Origin of the sequence: Paraburkholderia sp. NPDC080076 (genome assembly GCF_050281145.1) — a bacterium.
In the GTDB taxonomy this organism is placed as follows: domain Bacteria; phylum Pseudomonadota; class Gammaproteobacteria; order Burkholderiales; family Burkholderiaceae; genus Paraburkholderia.
Window position 1 is genome coordinate 212,036 of sequence record NZ_JBNNWQ010000001.1, and the last position, 19,806, is coordinate 231,841.

General features: G+C 63.2%; 17 protein-coding genes. 10 read left to right on the forward strand and 7 right to left on the reverse strand.

Annotation, left to right across the window (positions count from 1 at the left end; genetic code table 11):
• The first annotated feature begins 58 nt into the window (after positions 1 to 58).
• From ACQKRQ_RS00960 to ACQKRQ_RS00970, 3 genes are all read left to right on the forward strand, one after another.
• Positions 59 to 1,378 carry an MFS transporter gene (locus ACQKRQ_RS00960; protein ID WP_427474707.1) on the forward strand — a complete coding sequence of 440 codons (1,320 nt, stop codon included), beginning with the start codon at positions 59 to 61 and terminating at the stop codon, positions 1,376 to 1,378.
• Positions 1,365 to 2,471 carry a hypothetical protein gene (locus tag ACQKRQ_RS00965; protein WP_427474708.1) on the forward strand — a complete coding sequence of 369 codons (1,107 nt, stop codon included), beginning with the start codon at positions 1,365 to 1,367 and terminating at the stop codon, positions 2,469 to 2,471. The genes ACQKRQ_RS00960 and ACQKRQ_RS00965 overlap by 14 nt, the downstream gene beginning before the upstream one ends.
• Positions 2,472 to 2,592: 121 nt before the next feature.
• Positions 2,593 to 3,702, forward strand: coding sequence for a porin (locus tag ACQKRQ_RS00970; RefSeq protein ID WP_427474709.1), 1,110 nt, complete (start codon positions 2,593 to 2,595; stop codon positions 3,700 to 3,702).
• Between the two features lie 68 nt (positions 3,703 to 3,770).
• On the opposite strand, the gene ACQKRQ_RS00975 is transcribed toward ACQKRQ_RS00970, so the two are convergent.
• From ACQKRQ_RS00975 to ACQKRQ_RS01000, 6 genes are read right to left on the reverse strand one after another with little or no spacing between them, the layout of a single operon-like run.
• On the reverse strand, positions 3,771 to 4,739 hold the full coding sequence (locus tag ACQKRQ_RS00975) for a Gfo/Idh/MocA family protein (protein ID WP_427474710.1): 969 nt from the start codon (positions 4,737 to 4,739) through the stop codon (positions 3,771 to 3,773).
• A 40-nt stretch (positions 4,740 to 4,779) separates the two neighbouring features.
• Entirely contained in the window at positions 4,780 to 5,631 is an 852-nt protein-coding gene (locus ACQKRQ_RS00980; protein WP_427474711.1) for a sugar phosphate isomerase/epimerase family protein, read from the reverse strand.
• Complete coding sequence (locus ACQKRQ_RS00985; RefSeq protein WP_427474712.1) at positions 5,546 to 5,965, reverse strand: Dabb family protein; 420 nt, start codon at positions 5,963 to 5,965, stop codon at positions 5,546 to 5,548. Before ACQKRQ_RS00985 ends, ACQKRQ_RS00980 begins: the two co-directional genes overlap by 86 nt.
• A 2-nt stretch (positions 5,966 to 5,967) precedes the next feature.
• Entirely contained in the window at positions 5,968 to 7,137 is a 1,170-nt protein-coding gene (locus tag ACQKRQ_RS00990) for a dihydrodipicolinate synthase family protein (RefSeq protein WP_427474713.1), read from the reverse strand.
• 7 nt (positions 7,138 to 7,144) lie between these two features.
• Positions 7,145 to 7,924, reverse strand: coding sequence for a 3-ketoacyl-ACP reductase (locus ACQKRQ_RS00995; protein ID WP_427474714.1), 780 nt, complete (start codon positions 7,922 to 7,924; stop codon positions 7,145 to 7,147).
• Complete coding sequence (locus tag ACQKRQ_RS01000) at positions 7,921 to 9,066, reverse strand: acyl-CoA dehydrogenase family protein (RefSeq protein ID WP_427474715.1); 1,146 nt, start codon at positions 9,064 to 9,066, stop codon at positions 7,921 to 7,923. Before ACQKRQ_RS01000 ends, ACQKRQ_RS00995 begins: the two co-directional genes overlap by 4 nt.
• 213 nt (positions 9,067 to 9,279) lie before the next feature.
• Between ACQKRQ_RS01000 and ACQKRQ_RS01005 the strand changes: the two genes are divergently transcribed.
• Complete coding sequence (locus tag ACQKRQ_RS01005; protein ID WP_427476033.1) at positions 9,280 to 10,812, forward strand: acyl CoA:acetate/3-ketoacid CoA transferase; 1,533 nt, start codon at positions 9,280 to 9,282, stop codon at positions 10,810 to 10,812.
• 55 nt (positions 10,813 to 10,867) lie between these two features.
• On the opposite strand, the gene ACQKRQ_RS01010 is transcribed toward ACQKRQ_RS01005, so the two are convergent.
• Positions 10,868 to 11,551, reverse strand: a complete 684-nt coding sequence (locus ACQKRQ_RS01010; RefSeq protein WP_132378592.1) for a TetR/AcrR family transcriptional regulator — start codon at positions 11,549 to 11,551, stop codon at positions 10,868 to 10,870.
• Positions 11,552 to 11,764: 213 nt separating this feature from the next.
• Between ACQKRQ_RS01010 and ACQKRQ_RS01015 the strand changes: the two genes are divergently transcribed.
• From ACQKRQ_RS01015 to ACQKRQ_RS01040, 6 genes are all read left to right on the forward strand, one after another.
• A complete protein-coding gene (locus ACQKRQ_RS01015; protein WP_427474716.1) occupies positions 11,765 to 13,273 on the forward strand; it encodes an aldehyde dehydrogenase family protein in 1,509 nt (502 codons plus the stop codon).
• Between the two features lie 95 nt (positions 13,274 to 13,368).
• On the forward strand, positions 13,369 to 15,042 hold the full coding sequence (locus ACQKRQ_RS01020) for a GMC family oxidoreductase (RefSeq protein WP_427474717.1): 1,674 nt from the start codon (positions 13,369 to 13,371) through the stop codon (positions 15,040 to 15,042).
• A 128-nt stretch (positions 15,043 to 15,170) separates the two neighbouring features.
• Positions 15,171 to 16,250, forward strand: coding sequence for a sugar ABC transporter substrate-binding protein (locus ACQKRQ_RS01025; protein WP_408245952.1), 1,080 nt, complete (start codon positions 15,171 to 15,173; stop codon positions 16,248 to 16,250).
• Positions 16,247 to 17,275, forward strand: coding sequence for an ABC transporter permease (locus tag ACQKRQ_RS01030; RefSeq protein WP_427474718.1), 1,029 nt, complete (start codon positions 16,247 to 16,249; stop codon positions 17,273 to 17,275). The genes ACQKRQ_RS01025 and ACQKRQ_RS01030 overlap by 4 nt, the downstream gene beginning before the upstream one ends.
• A gap of 19 nt (positions 17,276 to 17,294) precedes the next feature.
• Positions 17,295 to 18,794 (forward strand): sugar ABC transporter ATP-binding protein, encoded by a 1,500-nt coding sequence (locus ACQKRQ_RS01035; protein WP_427474719.1) that lies wholly within the window; start codon positions 17,295 to 17,297, stop codon positions 18,792 to 18,794.
• Between the two features lie 7 nt (positions 18,795 to 18,801).
• Complete coding sequence (locus ACQKRQ_RS01040; RefSeq protein ID WP_342960446.1) at positions 18,802 to 19,761, forward strand: ABC transporter permease; 960 nt, start codon at positions 18,802 to 18,804, stop codon at positions 19,759 to 19,761.
• Positions 19,762 to 19,806: the final 45 nt, after the last annotated feature.

A 19,806-nucleotide genomic window follows, 5' to 3' on the forward strand; every position in this document is an offset into this window, starting at 1 on the left:
GGCGTGTCAGGGCACGCGCGCCGGCTGAATCAAATGCCCTTGATGGATGGAGACAGTCATGAACGCTTTTGGGTTGGAGCAATCCGCCGGGCCGCCGTCGAACAACGTGCTGCGTATCACGCTCGTGTGCTTCGCGGTGTCGATGATCGACGGCTTCGACACCTTGATGTTGTCGTTCGTCGCGCCCTTGCTCGCCAAGTCCTTGCAGATCGATCACGCGGCATTGGGGCGCGTATTCGGCGCGGGCTTTGTCGGCACCGTGCTCGGGTCGTTGATCGTGGGTCCACTGGCGGACCGCTTCGGACGCCGGCCCATGCTGGTGCTCGCGCTGTGCGTGACGGGCATTTTCACGCTCGGCTGCGCGTTTGCCACTTCCGCGACGGCGCTGGCCGCTCTGCGCTTTCTCGGTGGCTTAGGGATGGGCGGCGCGATACCACCGGTGGCGGCGATCACCGCCGAGAGCAGTTCGCCGCAGCGCCGCTCGTCGCTGGTGATTCTGATGTTCATCGGTTTTCCGCTCGGCGCGGTGGTGGGCGGTGCGATCACCGCTGCATTGATGATGCGCTTCGGCTGGCCGTTCGTGTTTGTGATGGGTGGCGCCTCCGCGCTAGTGGCGCTGATTCCGGTACTACTGGTGATCCCGAAGCAGACCGTTTCTCGCGCTGAACTGGCCGCGGCGCGGCAGCGCAACGCGGCGCTTCGAACCGGGTTGCCCGGCAAGCTATTCGGCAATCTGTTTGCCGGCGGCCGCCTCGCCGCGACGTTGGCGCTGTGGTTCGGCGTGCTGTCCAGCATGATCCTGTCGGGCTTTCTCGTCAGCTTCATGCCGACCATCCTGAACATGAACGGCGTGGCGCCGGCGCGTGCTGCATTAGGGGCGGTGGTGTTGAACATCGGCGCGATTGGCGGCGCGCTGGTGATCTCCATGCTGGTCGGCAAGCGCGGACCATTCGTGCCGGTGACGATCTCGTTTCTCTGCGGCGCGTTGTTGACGTTTGCGCTGGGGCACATCATCGGTGCGGGCAACGTCGCGTTCGCCATGCTGTCCGCGGTGGGGGCGTGTCTGGTCGGCGGGCAACTGACGTTTCCGGCGATCGCTAGCCGCCTCTTTCCCGCCGACGTCCGCGCGGCCGGCGTTGGTTGGGCGATGGCGATCGGACGCACCGGCTCGATCATCGGGCCGCTGGTGGGCGGCATTCTGCTGTCGCAGCATCTGCCGTTCGACACGCTGTTCATGGTCGCCGCGCTGCTCGCGGTGGGCGGTGCGCTCGGCATCGGCCTCGCGAATATGTGGCGGCCACGCGAAGAGAGTGGGCCGGCGCTCGCGTCTGCGTCCTTTGCAATCACAGGTTCGGAGTTAGGGAATGGCAAACACTGAGCGCAGCAGATTCTTGCTCACACCGCTGCAGCAATTACCCACGAGCGGTGCGCGTGCCGTGGAAGTCTTTACGAACGACGAGGGCACCTTCCTCGGCGTGCCGCAACTGGCACGCGATGTGGCCGGTGAAGCGCCGTACATGAACGGAGGCGACAGCGATATCGACGCGCCGATTTACCGCTGGCAGGATGGCCGCTTTGTCGAGCATGAAGCGTTGGCTTTGCCGGGCGGCGAAGATCTCGCTTACTTCAAGATCGACGGACGGCAGTTTTTGGCGGCAGCTGGAATTCGAACGGGAAAGGGCCCATACGAACTCGATTGCGACGCAACCGTATACGAACGGATCGAGCGTAAATGGGTACCGTTACAGCACTTTCCGACGTTCGCCGCGAAGCAGTGGTTCGCGTTCTCGCTCGGCGCACGGCATTTTCTCGCATTGGCGCAAGGCGTGGTGATTGAAGGCGTCGAGCCAAAAAACCCTCGCACGTCGCGCATTTTCGAGTGGGACGGTGAGCGCTTCCTGCCGTTTCAGACGCTCGATGGACAGTGGGGCTATAACTACGCGTTCGTCTCGTTCGGTGGCGAACACTATCTCGCGTATGCGGACCATGTCGGCGGTTCGGCGATTTATCGCTGGAACGGCGAGCGATTCGAAACGTTCCAGGGGCTCGATGAAAACGGCGGCCGCGCATTCCGTTTTTTCGAAGCGAACGGCGTGCTTTGGATGCTTCACGCGAATCTGCTCCAGCACACCACACTGTACCGATTCGACGGCTCGCAGTTCGTGGCCGTGCAGGTACTCGGCGAGGCGGGCGGACGCGAACTCTGTCTGGTCGACGGCGAGCAAGGCCTGTATCTGGTACGTGTGTGCTTTATCACCGGCACGCCGAAAGCACCGGTCGTCGTGCCGCAATCGCAAATCTTCCAATGGCGCGAGGACCGTTTCGAACTCGTCGAGACGTTCGAGACTTCCGCTGCAACGGACGCCCGCGCTTTCATGATCGACGGACAGCGCTATCTGGCCGTCAGCAATAGTCTGAGCGCGGACATTCGCTTTCGTATCGATTCGGCGCTGTATCGCTTCAACGGTTAGCAGCTTCGTCGAACACTGACTGGCCCGGCGACCCGCCGGGCAATCCTCCACGGGAACCGATATCCCTTCGGCACGGGAGGGCACCGCTTTGCCTTTAAAAAATAAAATCTGGAGACGAGCAATGAAAAAGTTTGCCTTGAGCTTGAGCACGGCCGCAGCGCTGGCATTGAGCAGCCACGTCGCGCATGCGCAAAGCAGTATCACGTTGTACGGCATTATCGATGCCGGGCTGACGTACTTCAGCAATCTTAACGGCCACGGCACGTTTGTCGCGAACGACGGCTCGATTCAGTCCAATCGCTGGGGATTGCGCGGCGTGGAAGATATCGGCGGCGGCACGAAGGTCGTTTTCGTTTTGGAGAACGGTTTTAATCTCTATTCGGGCACGATGGTCCAATCCGGTGTTCTGTTCAGCCGCCAGGCCTGGTTGGGCCTGAGCGCGCCGAAATACGGCACGTTCACGCTCGGAAAGCAATATGACTTCTTCTGGGACAACCTTACGCAGTTCGCGATGGGCCAGGTCGCGGGGCAATATGCCTGGCATCCGGGCGACTTTGATCACCTGGCCGGCACGCTGCATATCAACAACGCGCTCAAGTACACGTCGCCGAACTACGGCGGATTTTCCGCGGGCGCGTTGTACGCGTTTCCGTCGCAATCCGTTCCCGCGGGCACTGGCCGTGTGATCGCCTTTGGACTGCGTTATTCGAATGGGCCGCTGAACCTCGGCGCGGCTTACACGGACACGCATGACCTCGGTGTGAATGCGCCGACGCAGGCTGGCACCACGCTGTTTCCCGATTTGCCCGCCGGCCCGGTGATTGCGAATAGCGTCAGCAGCTTCGGCATTGGCGGCAGTTACCGCTTCGGCCGTAGCCTTACTCGTCTCCTGTTCACCGATGTGCATTTCCGCGTTCGCGACGACAGCGGCTCCATGACCACTTACGAGGCCAACGAAGTATTCCAGCTAACGCCCGCCACCACGCTGATGGGCGGCTACTGGTACAGCAAACTCGAAGGGCAGAAGTGGCAGAACGTGACGGTGCTGCTCGACTATGCGTTGTCCAAGCGCACCGACGTCTACACGAGTGCAACGTATCTGCGTGCGTCAGGCGGCGCGGCGCCGGTGTTTCTCGGCGGTGGCGCGGCGCCGGTGTTTGCAAACGGCGAGTATGTGAGTACCGGCCAATCGTCGACGGCGGTGCGCGTCGGTATTCGCACGTTGTTCTAGGATTTCGTTTGATGTGGCGGCGTGATTGGCGGTTCATCCGACGATCTGGCCGCCTGACGTTCTAATCGTCAGCGAAGTATCTGATCGATGACGCGCTGATTGGCAAGCGAACTCTCGAGAGAAAATGCGAGTCCGGTTTTGCGGCCAATGACCGTGTCCGAGAAGTCCTCGACCATCGCCTGATACTGGTCTACATCGCTGAATTCCTGCAAGTGTTCATTGCCTGTTTCATTTGAACGATGGCGGACTTGCGCAGGGCCATAGCTTCCCGGATTGAACGGCGCGTCGACGCTCAGCCATCCTTTGGTGCCATGAAAGATCATGTGCTGGCGGCGCGCCATTTGTGTGCCGCAATAGAAGCTCAGCGTGAACCCCGGAAAATCCGCGACGCAACGGGCGAACCGGTCGGTGCCGAAACGCGGGTCCAATACGACTTCGCTCTGGACGCGATCCGGTTCCAGGCCGGTGGCAAGACGCGTAGTGACGACCGGATATACGCCGATGTCTCGCACGCCGCCGCCGCCGAGTGCGAAGTTGTTCTTGAGCGCGTCGGGGTCGTCATTGAAGTAGGTAAATGAGCCTTCAACCAGCTTGAGCTCGCCGATCAAGCCTTGTGCAAGGCTGTCGCGCACAAAGGTCCACTGCGGATGATGCGCCACCATGAACGCTTCGCCGCATACAAGGCCCGTTTGATCGCGCAACGCGATCAGTTCCTGCACCTCGGCCGCACTCATGGCAATCGGCTTCTCGCACAACACGTGCTTGCCGCCGAGCAATGCCTTCTTGCACCATTCGAAGTGGCTTGCCGTCGGCAGCGGAATATAGATCGCATCCACGTCCGGGCTCGCGATCACTTCCTCATAGCTGGACGATACATGGGCGATATCATGCTTCGTCGCGAAAGCCTGCGCGCGGGCGTGATCGCGGCTGGCCACGGTGGTCACCCGGCCATTGCGCGATCGCTGCAGGGCCGGCACCACGAAGTTGTTCGCAATCTTTGCGGCGCCTAATACGCCCCAACGGACTCTGTCTGTCATTGTCTTTCCTTTATTGTTGATGCGGTTCCGCGTTGCGCTGTCAGCAGACGCTCTGCAGACGTTCGGCACAGATTGCCAGAACTTCTTCCGGATCACGCCGCCACCAGTCTTGCGCGGAAAAAATTTCGACTTCGATCAGCCCCTCGTAGCCGGCTCGTTCAATGGTTTGCCGAACGGCGGGCAGGTCGATCACGCCGTCGCCCATCATGCCTCGATCGAGCAACACGTCGCGCGTTTCGCGCAGCCAGTCACACACGTGATACGCAAGAAGTCGCCCGGCGCGGCCCGCTGCCTCGATTGACGCCGTCAGCGCGGGGTCCCACCAGCAGTGATAGACATCCACGGCGACGCCGATCATTGCGCTGCGATCATTATCCACGCGCTCGCAAATTTCCAATGCCTGCGCGATGGTGTTGAGCACGGCACGGTCGGCTGCGTACACCGGATGCAGCGGTTCGAGCGCAAGCGGCACACCGCAATCGCGAGCGGTTTCCAGCAGCATCGCAATGCCCTCCGTAACCTGGTTTCGCGCGCCAGTCAGATCCCGACCGCCTGCGGGCAGTCCACCGACCACCATCACGAAACAACGCGCGCCGAGGGTGGCCGCGTCACGCAACGCAGCGCGGTTGGCTTCGACGTTCGCCGCGAATTCCGCCGATGTCGTCGCCGGCAAGTAAGTCGAGCGGCAATAGCCCGTTACCGTGAGATCGAGCGCCTTGATCTGTCTCGCGATCTGCACGACGTCGGCTTCGTCGACTTCGCGACGCCACGGTGCAATCCCGCCGAAACCGGCTCGGGCGATGCGGTCAATCGTGCGACTGAGCGGCTCCCGATGCCCCAGCGTGGCGGTATTGATGGAGCACAGGTCGAGTCTTCCCTGAAGGTTTCTCATAAGTTTCCAGATCGATATCGAACACGAGCAGGCCTTGCGCGCCGCCATCGAGTGCTTCGAGCAGACGCGCGCCGATCGCCTGATGCGTCGGGTGCGCAAGATACGCAAAGCAGGCCGCGCGGCTCTCGAAGTCCATCATGAAGCCGTCGGCGAAGTTCATGCCGTAGCCTTCCGGCGACACATTGGGTCCGCACTGAAAGTTCGTGAAGACAATGCCGGGCACTTCGGTGAGCCGCCGGATCTGCTCGAAGAACGCGAGCCGCCGCGTCGGCGTGACGTCGGCGCGAAACCGGCAGAACACCATGTGCCGCACAGCACCGGTTGGGCGGCTCATCGTCAGTCTCCGCAGCCGAGGGGCGCCATGACGCGGCGAATGCGCGCGACGGCATCCGCGGGATCGCGCAGCAAGCGGGCCTGATCGGCGAGACGGAAGACGTCGGCGAGATAGGCGGGCGGACGCATGCCGTGGTGGCCGCCGGGCATGAAGAAGTGGTCCTGGAAGCCGTTCAGGTACGCGAGGAACACCACGCCCGTCTTGTAGTACTGCGTCGGCGCGCGAAAGATGTGGCGCGAGAGCGGCACGGTCGGCGCGAGCAACGCGTTGAAGCTGGCGTGATCGTTGGCGGCGAGAGCGGATAACGCCTGCGACGCGGCCGGCGCAATCGCGTCGAAGATGCCTAGCAACGCGTGCGAAAAATGTGTGCCGTCGCCGGCGATCAGCGCGGGATAGTTGAAGTCGTCGCCGGTGTACATTTTCACGCCGTGCGGCAGGCGCTGACGGAATGCGATTTCCTTCTGCTCATCGAGCAGCGAGATCTTGATGCCGTCGACTTTTGAAGCACTCGTCCCGATGATGTCGAGACACACCTGCGCTGCGTCGGCAAATTCATTTGCGCCCCAGTAGCCCGCGAATTCGGGGTCGAACATATCGCCGAGCCAGTGCAGGATCACCGGTTGATCGCACATGGCGAGCACTTCGCGATACACGCGCCGATAATCGTCCGGCGTACGCGCGACCCGCGCGAGCGCGCGGCTCGCCATCAGGATCACCCGGCCGCCCACGCGCTGCACCGCCTCAAGTTGCTCCGCATACGCGCGGATCACCTGATCACAGTTCATGACCGAAGCGGGCGCGATATGGTCCGTGCCGCAACCCGACGCGATCGCCGCGCCCGCAATGTCGCGCGTGCCTTCGATGCTGCGCGTGATCAGTTCGAGCGCCGTGCTCCACGGCAAGCCCATGCCGCGTTGCGCGGTGTCCATCGCTTCCGCGATGCCGAGCCCTTGCTGCAACAGATAGCGCCGGTAAGCGATCGTGCGATCCCAGTCGATGGCGGGCGCGGCGTTCAGTTCGCCCGCGCGCAGCGGATCGGCCACCACGTGGGCGGCGGAATACGCGATGCGGTTGAATTCGCGTTCGGGCGGCCGTACTTCGAGCGGCACACCTTCCACGCGATACGTTTCCATCGTGCCGGACGCGGCCGGAAGTTTGATTGTAAGGTTCATATGCAACTCAATATTTGGTGACGAGCAGGCCGCCGTCGATACGGATCGCCTGGCCGACGCTATAGGGAAGGCCGCCCGTTGCAAGCGTGCGCACGGTGGTCGCCACTTCCTGCGGCGTGCCCCAGCGCTTAATCGCGGTGAGCCCTTGCTCGATCTGCGTGTCGTAGCGCGCGCGGGACGGCGCCGTCATTTCGGTTTCGATCAGGCCGGGTTGCACTTCGTACACGCTGATGCCGTGTTCGGCGAGGCGCAGCGAAAACAACGTGTTCGCCATTGAAAGTCCGGCTTTGGACACGCAGTATTCGCCACGCAACGGCGACGCCGCGATCGCGTTCGACGACGTGATCGTGATCACAGACGGATGTGGCGCGACGGCGCCGCCGGAGCGCGCGAGGCAGTGTTTCGCGAAGGCCTGCGTGAGGAAGAACGTGCCCCGCGTATTCACGGCGATACAGCGGTCGAAACTTTCCGGCGTCACGTCGAGCAGATCGCCGCGCGACATCACCGAGACGCCCGCGTTGTTCACGAGGCAATCGATCTGGCCGTCGAGCGCTGCTTCGATCTCGTTTAACGTGGCGGGATGCGAGTCGATGTCGGCGAGATCGGAGATGACCGCGATCGCGCGCGCGCCGGTTTGTTCAACTTCGCGCACGGCGTCGTCGAGTTCTTGCGACGCCACCGCATCGGTCAACGCCACATCGAAACCCGCGCGCCCGAGTTCGACGGCGATCGCCCGGCCGATGCCACGCCGGCTGCCTGTGACAAGAGCAATGGGACGCGCACTCATAACGTGGCTCCATTGGCGATCAGATCGCGCGCGACGATGGTGCGTTGAATCTGGTTGGTACCTTCGTAAATCTGCGTGATCTTCGCGTCGCGATACAGACGCTCGACTTCATAGCCGCGAATGTAGCCGCTGCCGCCGAAAATCTGCACGGCGTTCGCGCTGTGCTTGACGGCGGTGTCGCCCGCGAAACACTTCGCCATCGAACACGCAATGCTCGCGCGTTCGCCCGCTTCGAGCCGTTCCGCCGCATCGTGCACGAGTAGCCGCGCGGCCTGAATGTCGGTCGCCATGTCGGCCAGCATCCACTGAATGCCCTGGAATTCGGCGATGTGGCTGCCGAACTGCTTGCGCGTCTGAGCGTAGTCGAGCGCCGCTTCGAGGCCCGCCTGCGCGATGCCGACCGCCAGTGCCGCAATGCCCACGCGGCCCTTGTCGAGCACGCTCATCATGATGTGAAAGCCGCGGCCTTCCTGGCCGAGCAGCGCGTCTTGCGGCAGCTTCACGCGATCGAAATGCAGTTCGCCGACTTGCGACGCGCGCTGGCCCATCTTGTGTTCCTTCGCGCCTTTCGACACACCGGCGAGCGCGCAGTCCACGATGAAAATACTCATGCCGCGCCGGCCCGCGGCAGGGTCGGTGCGCGCGAGCACGAACGCGACGTCTGCGACCGGCGCGTTGTGAATCCACAGTTTCGCGCCGCTGAGCTCCCAGCCATCGGGCGTGCGGACCGCTGTCGTGCGGATGCCCGACACGTCGGTGCCGGCGTCCGCTTCAGTGATGCAATACGCGGGACGCAGCGTCGCGCGCAGCAACGGCTCCATGTATTTCGCGCGCTGCGCGTCGGTGCCGTGCACCGAAAGCAGCGTGCCGACCAGTTCGAGCAGGCCGCACTGATCCGCCACCGACGCGTAACCGCGCGACAGTTCCTCCATCACCAGCGCATACGCCGTGACATCGAGCCCCGCGCCGCCGAACGCCTCCGGAACGGTAATGCCGAACAGGCCCAGTTCGCCCATCTGCGCGTAGATCTCGGCGGGAAAGCGCTCGTCGCGATCCAGTTCTTCCGTGATCGGACGAATCACTTCCTGCGCGAAACGGCGCGTGGTTTCGCGAATCTGCTGATGCGTGTCTGAGAGTTTCATGCTGTCTCCATCGTAATGATCGGTACCTGTTTTTGCGTCTGATCGGGCTCGTTCAGGTAAACCCGAGCCTCGCGCATCGCTACTTGAATTACATGATTCCCTGTGCCAACATTGGCAACAAGTAACCAACTGGTTCGTTATTTAAGACCAACGAATCGCTGCTGTCAACGAGGTTTGAGGCCGATCTGAGTGGAGGATGGTTTGGATAAGTGGATGGATGCCGCCGAGGCGGCCGGGCAAATTTTCGACGGTGCGACCATTGCGCTGGCCGGTTCCGGCGGCGGTCTGCTCGAGCCGGACGCCGTGCTCGCGGCGCTCGAACAGCGCTTTCTTCGGACGGGACATCCGCGTGACCTGACGGTGGTTCACGCGCTCGGTATCGGCGACGGCAAGAGCAGCGGGCTCTCACGGTTTGCACACGCCGGCATGGTGCGGCGCGTGATCGGCGGACATTGGAGCTGGTCGCCGGCCATGCAGCAGATGGCACAAGACAACGCGTTCGAGGCCTATAGCTTTCCCGCCGGTGCGATTTCCACGTTGCTGCGCGAAATCGGCGCGGGGCGGCCGGGGCTGGTCACGCATGTCGGCTTGCGTACGTTTGTCGATCCGCGTATCGATGGCGGCAAGATCAACGCGCGCGCCAGTGAAGACCTGGTCGAACTGATCGAACTGGATGGGCGCGAATACCTGCGCTACAAGCCGTTCAAGGTGGACTTCGCGATCGTGCGCGGTTCGTCTGCTGATGCGAGCGGCAACGTCACGCTGCGCCGCGAGCCTGCCGATCTCGACACATACGCCGCGGCGCTTGCCGCTCATAACAGCGGTGGCCGCGTGATCGTGCAGGTCAAGCAGCGCACCACGCAGGGCTATGTGCCGGCGCGTCTTGTACGTATTCCGGGGATTCTCGTCGATACGCTCGTCGAGACGCGGGAGCAGGTGCAATGCGTGGTCGCCGATTACGACCCGGCGCTGAGCGGCGAATCACTGAGCCCGATCGACGACGGTTTCTACGAAATTCCCACGGGCATCCGCTACATCATCGCAGCGCGTGCCGCGCAGGAATTGCATGAGGGACAGTCGGCGAATTTCGGTTTCGGCATTCCGGGCGGCATTCCCGGCGTGCTCGCGCAACACGGTCGGCTCGGCACTTTCTGGGGTTCGGTCGAGCAGGGCATTCACAACGGCGCGATGCTCGACGGCCCGATGTTCGGCACCGCCCGCAACGCGGAGGCGATCCTTTCGAGCGTCGACCAGTTCGATTTCTATAGCGGCGGCGGCGTGGACATCACGTTCCTCGGCATGGGCGAAATGGATGGCGAAGGCAACATCAACGTGTCGAAGCTTGGTGCGACGGTGGTGGGGCCGGGTGGTTTCATCGACATCACTCAGGGCGCGCGAAAGATCGTGTTTTGCGGCAGTTTCGAAGCGAAGGGGTTGCAGGTCGAACAGGCTGGCGCGGGCGTGAAGATCGTGGCGCCGGGCAGTGTGCCGAAGCTCGTCGAACGCGTGCAGCACATTACGTTTAGCGGCGAGCAGGCGCGTATCGCGAAGCAGGAAGTGTTGTACGTGACGGAGCGCGCCGTGTTCCGTCTCGAAGAGAATGGCGTGCGTTTGATCGAAGTGGCGGAAGGTGTCGATGTCGAGCGTGATGTGTTGGCGCGTATGGCGTTCCGTCCGCTCGTCGACGACGCACTGTTGGCGCGAGGAAAAAATGAAGCGCGTGAAGCACATGCCAGAGTGGCCTGACGCCGCTCGCGGTGACGTGAAGCGCCGTATCCGGGCGCTTCAGCCGTCACGGCGATCAGGGGCGCAGCAGGCGCAGAACGGTTTCGATATTGAAGTCGAGACGGTTTTTCAAAGCCTCTTTGCTCATGAAGTCGATGTCGAAGATCACACCGCTCGTGAAGCGATTGGTCAGGTAGTAGTAGCCGACCGCCGCCATGGTGATGTGCAGTTGCCTTGCATCGACGCCCGCGCGAAATACGCCCGCTTCGACGCCCCGATCGATTATGCGTTGCAGCATCGAGATGAAACCATGATGCAGTTCCTTGAACCGTTCGGACTTCTTCACGTGGCGTGCCTTGTGAAGATTCTCGCTGTTCACGAGCGTCATGAACTCAGGGTTCTTCAGGTAGTAGTTCCACGTGTGCGTGGTGAGCGCGACGATCGCGTCTTCGGGCGAGAGGTGGTCGAGGTTCAGCTTCAGTTCGGCGGAGCGGATGTCGGCGTAGGCATCTTCGAGCACAGCCTGAAACAACTCCTCCTTGCTGCCGAAGTAGTGATAGATCATCCGCTTGTTGGCCTTGGCGCGCGTGGCAATGGCTTCGACGCGAGCGCCGGCGAGGCCGAGTTTGGCGAACTCCTTCTTGGCGGCTTCGAGAATGCGTGCCCGGGTGACTTCGGGGTCGCGTTGCCGCGGCGGTTGCGCGGCGCCGGCTTGGGCCGTTTTCGATGCCCGGCCCGGGGGCGTGCTCGCAAGAGTCATGTTGGCTGGTCGCAGGAAAAAAGTGTGAGGGAACGGTGTCGGTCGATCTGGTGTCGTGTCAGCGACTATAGACCAAAAAGGCATTGCGAGGAAGTAACTGGATGGTGCAGAATGGGCGCCAAAAATGCCAGAAGCATTGTCTTGCCGAAGCGGTTTACCTCGCGCGCGGCGCGCGTTTCAGCGCCCGCGTGAATGCAAACTCTGGAGACAGGAATGAGCAATCTGAATGAACTCGCAGCAACGCTTCGTCTTCCGGCGGAGCCGCTGCGCACGCCGATGTTCATCGACGGCAAGGACTACGCGGGCAGCACCGGCGAGTTCGTCGAGCGCAAGAGCCCGGGCCACGGCGTGCCGGTCACGGCCACGGTGCGTGCCTCTGTCGACGATCTGAACGCAGCGGTCGCCAGCGCGCGCCGCGCGTTCGACGACGGCCGCTGGTCGCGCCTGTCGGGCGAGCAGCGCGCCACCGTGCTGCTGAAAACCGCGCGTCTGATCCGCGACAACGTCGAAACGCTGGCGTATCTGGAAACGCTGGAAAGCGGCAAGCCGATCGGCCAATCGCGCGGCGAGATCAATGCGGCGGCAGGCATCTGGGAATATGCGGCCGGTCTCGCACGCGTCGTGCACGGCGATTCGCACGACACGCTGGGCGCTGATCTGTTCGGCTTGACGGTGCGTCAACCGATTGGTGTCGTCGGCATCGTCACGCCATGGAATTTTCCGTTCTTCATTCTTTCCGAGCGTCTGCCGTTCGTACTCGCCGCGGGTTGCACGGCTGTCGTCAAACCTGCTGAACTCACCTCGACCACCACGCTGAAGCTCGCCGCACTGCTGAGCGAAGCCGGCTTGCCGGACGGCGTCGTGAACGTGGTGACGGGGCTCGGCCCGGTGGTCGGCCAGGCGCTCGCCGAGCATATGGACGTCGACATGGTGTCGTTCACCGGCTCGACGCCGGTTGGCCGCTCCGTGCTCACTGCGGCCGGCGGCAACATGAAGAAGGTCGGGCTGGAACTCGGCGGCAAGAATCCGCAAATCGTTTTCGCGGACGCCGATCTCGACGATGCCGCCGACGCCATTGCGTTCGGCATCTGCTTTAACGCGGGACAGTGCTGCGTATCAGGCAGCCGGCTCGTCGTGCATCGTTCGGTGGAAGAGGAACTCGTCGCGCGCGTGAAAGCCGTGTTCGAAAAAGTGCGCGTGGGCGATCCGCTCGATGCATCGAACCATGTCGGCGCGATCGTGGAAGCACGTCAGTTCGAGAAGATTCGCGGCTTCATCGACGCGGGCCGGCGTGACGGCGCACAACTGGTTCACGGCGGTGAGGCGACCAGCGACGGTGAGCGTTTCTTCATCCAACCGACCTTGTTCCGCAACGTGGAGCCGCAAAGCGCACTGGCGCAAGAAGAGATCTTCGGACCGGTGTTGTCGGTCACGCCGTTCGATACATTCGAAGAGGCGATCCAGTTGGCGAACGGCGTGCCATATGGCCTCGCCGCCAGCATCTGGACGCGCGACCTGCAAGGTGCGATCAGCAGCTTCCGCGAGGTTCAGGCGGGCCGTATCTGGGTGAATTGCACGATTACCGGCGGCCCCGAAATGCCGATCGGCGGCGTCAAGCAGTCGGGCATCGGCCGCGAAACGGGCCGTTATGGCGTGGAGGAATACACGGAGCAGAAGTCGGTGCATGTCCAACTCGGCAAGCGGCCGCGCTGGATCGCGTAACACCCGTTGAATTGATCGAGCGGCCGTGAAGAGCCGCACGCAACATCCGGATCACGCGCAGCGTGTGATCGTAGAAAACCGTATCGGAGACAGCAATGTATGACTATGTGATCGTAGGTGGCGGCGCGGCGGGTTGTGCGCTGGCAGCGCGTCTGAGCGAGGACGCCGGCAACCGTGTTTTGTTGCTCGAAGCCGGGCCCGCCGATACCGATCCGTATATCCATATGCCCGTCGGCTTCTTCAAGATGACGGGCGGTCCGCTGACCTGGGGTTATCGCACGACGGCGGCAGCGGAAACACAGCGCCGCCAGATTCCGTTCGCGCAAGGTCGCGTGCTCGGCGGCGGCGGCTCGATCAATGCGATGGTCTACACGCGCGGCCAGCCCGCCGACTACGACGGCTGGGAACGCGACGGCTGCATCGGCTGGGGCTTTCGCGACGGCGTGCTGCCGTACCTGCGCCGCATGGAAGACAACGAGCGCCTGTGCAACGAATATCACGGCGTGGGCGGCCCGCTCGGCGTGTCCGATCTCATCAGCGTCAACGAACTGACCAAGGCGTTCGTGCTCGCGGGCCAGGAAGCCGGCATGCCGTACAACAGCGATTTCAACGGCGCGCAGCAGGAAGGCGTGGGCGTGTATCAGGTCACGCAGCGCAATGGCAAACGCTGCAGCGCGGCGGTGGGTTATCTGCGTGATGCGCGCTCGCGGCCCAATCTCACGGTTCGCACGGACTGCCTCGTGTCGCGCGTCGTGATCGAGAACGGCCGCGCGGTCGGTGTCGAATTCGCGCCGCGCGGCGAGCGCGCGAACGTGACGGTTGCGCGCGCCGAACGCGAGGTGATCGTGACCGCCGGTGCGATCGGCTCGCCGAAACTGTTGATGCTCTCCGGGATCGGCCGCGCAGAAGATCTGGAGCGCGTCGGCGTGAAGCCCGTGCATGCGCTGAACGGCGTCGGACAGAATCTGCAGGACCACTTCGACATCGACATCGTCTACGAACTCAACGGCCCCTATAGTCTCGACAAGTACGCGAAAAAGCACATGATGTTGCTCGCCGGACTCGAGTACAAACTGTTCAACAAGGGACCGGTGACGTCGAATATCGCCGAAGGCGGCGCGTTCTGGTACTCGGACAGCAGTGTGCCGACGCCCGATCTGCAATTCCATTTCCTGCCCGGTGCCGGGGTCGAGGCCGGTGTGCCGCCGGTGCCGTCCGGTTCGGGTTGCACGCTCAACTCGTACTTCCTGCGTCCGCGCAGCCGCGGCAGCGTGACGTTGCACAGCGCCGATCCCGCTGATGCGCCGCTGATCGATCCAGCCTATATTCGCGATCCGTACGACCTGAAGGTCGCCGTCGACGGCATTCGGCAGAGCCGCGAAATCATGAGTCAGAACGCGCTGCGCAAGTACATCCGGAGCGAGCATTTTCCGGGTGGCAAGGTCCGCACGCAGGCCGAATACGAAACCTACGCGCAGCAGTACGGACGCACGGGCTATCACCCGGTCGGCACCTGCAAGATGGGCGTGGACGAGCTGTCGGTTGTCGATCCGCAATTGCGCGTGCGTGGCATCGAGGGTTTGCGAGTCGCGGACTCGTCGGTGATGCCGCGCATCGTCAGCTCGAACACGAATGCGCCCACGTTGATGATCGCGGAAAAGGCCGCCGATCTGATTCGCGGGCTGGTAGCGCAACCCGTGCCCATGCGGGGCGCGCTCGCGGGCACTTCCGGACGCGCGACGCGCGAGTCCGCTGCGGCCGCGGTTTGATGCCGGAGTTGCGCAAGCAGGACTGAGGAAGGGTACGCGGAATGATTGCGTATCTCTTCCATGGGGTAAATATCCGGTTATTTATACACGGCCCTGAAGAGAGGGTTCTTTTGCTCGGAGGAGACATCATGAACAGACAGGATCAACGCGCAGGCGTATCACGCCGCGACTTCATCAAGCTCGGCGCGGGCGCGGCATTCGCCGTCGCGGGTGGCGGCATGTCGGGCCTCTCGTTCGGCGCGGGGCAGACCACGCTCGCCTGCTCGTTCCGTTCGCTGACCAACCCGTACTACACGGCGTTCAACAAGGGCGCGCAAAGCTTCGCGAAGAGCGTCGGTTTGCCGTATGTGCCGCTCACGACCGAGGGCAGTTCCGAGAAAGGCATCGCGGATATCCGCGCGTTGCTGCAGAAGACCGGCGGCAATCTCGTGCTCAACGTCGACCCGAACGATTCCGCCGACGCCCGCGTGATCGTCGAAGCCTGCTCGAAGGCCGGCGCGTATGTCACGACGATCTGGAACAAGCCGAAGGACCTGCACCCGTGGGACTTCAATCCGAACTACGTGGCGCATCTTTCTTACGACGGCGTCGCGTATGGCGAGGAAACGGCCACGCAGCTTTTCAAGTCGATGGGCGGCAAGGGCGGCGTGGTCGCGCTCGGCGGCATCTTCAGCAACGTGCCGGCGATCGAGCGCAAGGCCGGTCTCGATGCAGCCTTGAAGAAGTTCCCCGGCATCCAGTTACTCGACTTTCAGGTCGCCGACTGGAATTCGCAGAAGGCGTTTCCGATCATGCAGGCCTGGATGACGCGCTTCAATTCGAAGATCAAAGGCGTGTGGGCCGCGAACGACGACATGGCGCTCGGTGCGATCGAGGCGTTGCGCGCCGAAGGTCTGGCCGGCCAGATTCCGGTGACCGGCATGGACGGCACGCAGCCGGGACTCGTTGCGATCAAGACCGGCGAGCTGATCGCATCGGTCGATTGGGACCCGTACTGGCTCGGCGGCATCGGTCTCTCGATGGGGCTCCAGGCGAAGGACAAGAAAGTCGACCTGGCGACGCTCGCAAAGGACCGCCGTGAATCGTTTTGCACCGCGACGTTTGTCACGAAGACCAACGTTCAGGACGTGATCGCGCGCGCCGCCTCACCGAAGGCGGAATGGAACAACCTTTATGCCCGCGTTGCCGGGCCAGTGGTGTATCGATGAACAAGCTCACCGCGACTTCTTCCCGGCACGCCGTGCAGGCCGCTCGATCTTCCGCGTCCGCGCACGGCCCCGCAGCCGTGCGCGCACTGCTGCGGCGTTACTCGCCGTTGCTGGTGTTGGTGGCGCTGGGCCTGTGCATCGGCGCGCTCAACCATGACTTTTTCGACCCGATGAACCTGTCGCGGATCGCGATTGCCGCCGTGATCCCGCTGACGATCGCGCTCGGCGGCACGTTCGTGATCCAGCTCGGCAGCATCGATCTGTCGGCGGAGGGGATTGTCGCGGTGGCGGCGATCGCCGTGTCGATGCTGGTCGAGAACTCGTACAACGACAATCACTTCGGCCTGTGGGTGCTGGCCATCGGCGTCGCGGCGGGCGTGGTGCTGGGTCTGGCCAACGGCGTACTGCACGTGTTTCTGCGCATTCCGTCGTTCATCACCACGCTCGCGGTCGGCTTCGTGGCGACCGGCATCGGCACCGCGGTGCTGTCGGGCAATACGATCCGCGTGAGCGACACGGCGTTGCGTTCGATTTCGATCACGCGCTACTTCGGCCTGCCGCTGTCGGTCTGGATCGGCGTGCTGGCGCTCGGGCTCGCGTGGTTCGTGCACCGCCATACGATTCTGGGCCGCCATACGCTCGCGATCGGCGGCGGCGAGGACCTGGCGCGGCTGAGCGGCGTACGGATCTCGCGCGTGCGCATCGCGGTGTTCGCGCTCGCCGGTGCGTTCTACGGCGTGGCCGGCATTCTCGCGGTCGCGCAATACGGGCAGGGTCACGCGATGATCGCCAACGGCCAGTTGTTCGTTGCGATCACCGCGATCGTGGTGGGCGGCACGTCGCTCGCGGGCGGCAATGGCGGTCCGCTCAACACGTTGATCGGTACGCTGGTGGTGGTCGTGCTCGCCAACGGCATGGTGTTGCTCGGCGTGCCGCCGTATGTGCAGCAGGGCATTCAGGGCGTGCTGATCATCGTTGCCGTGACGCTGGCGTTGAATCGCTCGCGCCGCCGCATCGTCAAGTAACGGATAGGGAGACACCACGATGCTCACACTCAAGAACGTCACCAAGCGTTTCCCCGGCGTGCTGGCGCTCAACGACGTGTCGATCGAAATCCGGCCGAACGAGATCGTCGGGTTGATCGGCGAAAACGGCGCGGGTAAGTCGACGCTGATGAAATTGCTGACGGGTGGCTACCGTCAGGATTCCGGTGAGATTCTGCGCGACGGCAAACCGCTCGTTATCAAAAACCCGCGTGATGCCACCTCGAAGGGCATCGCGATGGTCTATCAGGAACAGTCGATCCTGCCGAATCTGACGGTGGCTGAAAACCTGTTTCTCGGCCGCGAGGAGCCGTTTCTCACGCTCGGCCGGGTCAACTGGGCAAAGCTCAAGCGCGCTGCAGTCGCCGAGCTGGCCACCGTGCACCTGGATATCGATCCGCTGACGTTATGCGAAGACCTGACCTTCGGGCAGCGGCAGATGGTCGAACTCGCCAAGGCGCTGTCGCTCGCGAGCCGCACCGACGGCATGCCGGTCATTCTGCTCGACGAGCCGACGTCGGTGCTCGAAGCGGCGGAGATCGAGATCCTGTTTCGCCTCGTGCGTGAACTGAAGGCGCGCGCGTCGTTCGTGTTCGTCTCGCACCGGCTCGACGAACTGTTGTCGCTGAGCGACCGCGTCTATGTGATGAAGGACGGCAAGGTGGTGGCCGGCATGGCGTCGGCGGATGCGTCGGTCGGACAACTGCACGAACTGATGGTCGGCCGCACGATGGACGGCCAGTACTACCGCGAGAATTTGCAGAAGCCGTGCCGTGGCGAAGTCGCGCTGTCGGTGCGTAACGCGTCGCTCGGGCATACGCTGAAAGGCGTGTCGTTCGACGTGCATTGCGGCGAAGTGTTCGGGGTGGCCGGCGTGGTCGGGTCGGGGCGCGAGGAATTGTGCCGCGTAATTGCGGGGCTGGAGTCGCTCGACGCGGGCGAAGTGCTGGTCGGCGGAACCCGCTTGCGGGGACAGGCCACGCATGCGGTCTCGCTCGGCATCGGCTACGTGCCGCGCGAACGCAAGGTCGAGGGACTCGTCACGCAGATGAGCGTGGCCGAGAATCTGACGCTGCCGCGCCTCGCCGCGGTGAGCCGCAGCGGCGTGGTCAACAAGCGAAGCGAGCGCGCGATCGCCAATGAATGGATCGAGCGTTTGCACATCAAGACGCCTGGCCCCACCGCGTCGTGCCGCAATCTGTCGGGCGGCAATCAGCAGAAAGTCGTGCTGGCGAAATGGCGCTTTGCGGGCAGCCGGATTCTCGTGCTGGATCATCCGACGCGCGGTCTCGACGTGGGCGCGAAAGAAGAGGTCTATCAACTGATTCGCGAGCTGACGGCCGAAGGTGTAGCGGTCGTGCTGACCGGCGACACGCTCGAAGAAATTCTCGGGCTGAGTCATCGCGTGATGGTGATGCGCGACGGCCGCGCACAGAAGATTCTCGCGTGCGAAGTCGGCCACAAGCCGTCGCAGATCGACGTCGTCGAACACATGGTGTGAGGGCAACATGGCACAAATGAATGCATCATTGAAGGCACGGCTCGGCGACAACGCGCCGTTCATCGCGCTCATCGCGCTGTATCTGCTGATCGAGATCGCGCAACCCACTTTCCTCGCGCCGTCCACGCAACTCGGGCTGCTCGCGGACAGCTCGACGCTGTTCATCATGGCGGCCGGCACGACCTTTGTCGTGTTGCTGGGCAGTATCGATCTGTCGTTACAGGCGGTGGCTTCGCTTTCCAGCGTGATCGTGGCGATGCTGTTGCCGCGTTATGGCGCGCTGGCAGCGGTGGTGGCGCTGGCCGCGTCGTTCGGGATTGGTCTTCTGAGCGGCGTGATTCAAACCGTGCTGCGCATTCCGTCGTTCATCGCGACGCTGGCGGTCGGCGGGATCGCGTCGGCCGCAGCGCTGACGCTTTCTGGTACGCGCTCGATCGGCATCAGCGACGAGATGCGCAACGCATCGCTCGGATGGACGACGGGTTCGTCGTTCGGTATTCCGCATGAAATCATGCTCGCGCTGGTGGTCTTTCTGCTCTGCGTGTTCCTGCATCGTTCGACGGTGTTCGGGCGGCGCGTCGATGCCATCGGCGCGGGCGAACCGGCCGCGATCGCATCAGGCGTGCGCGTGCCGGTGACGCGTTGCCTCGTGTTCGCGACGTCGTCGCTGTTTGCCGGGCTTGCGGGCGTCATCATGGCAGGGCGGCTGGGCAGCGGATCACCGACGCTCGCCGACCAGTTCCTGCTGCCGGCGATCGCCGCTGTCATCGTCGGCGGGACCGCGTTGACGGGCGGCGCGGGTGGCATCGGCCGCACGCTGATCGGCGCGCTGCTGGTGTCGGTCGCGCGGGTCGGCATGACGTTTGTCGGGATCAGCGTGTTTGCGCAGCAGATCGTGTTCGGCGTGATTCTGATCGTCGCGGTGACGGTGGCGTTCGATCGCTCGAAGGTGCTGATCATCAAGTGAGCGCGTCATGCGTTCGGTGTGGAAGTCTTTGGACTGTGATGGAGT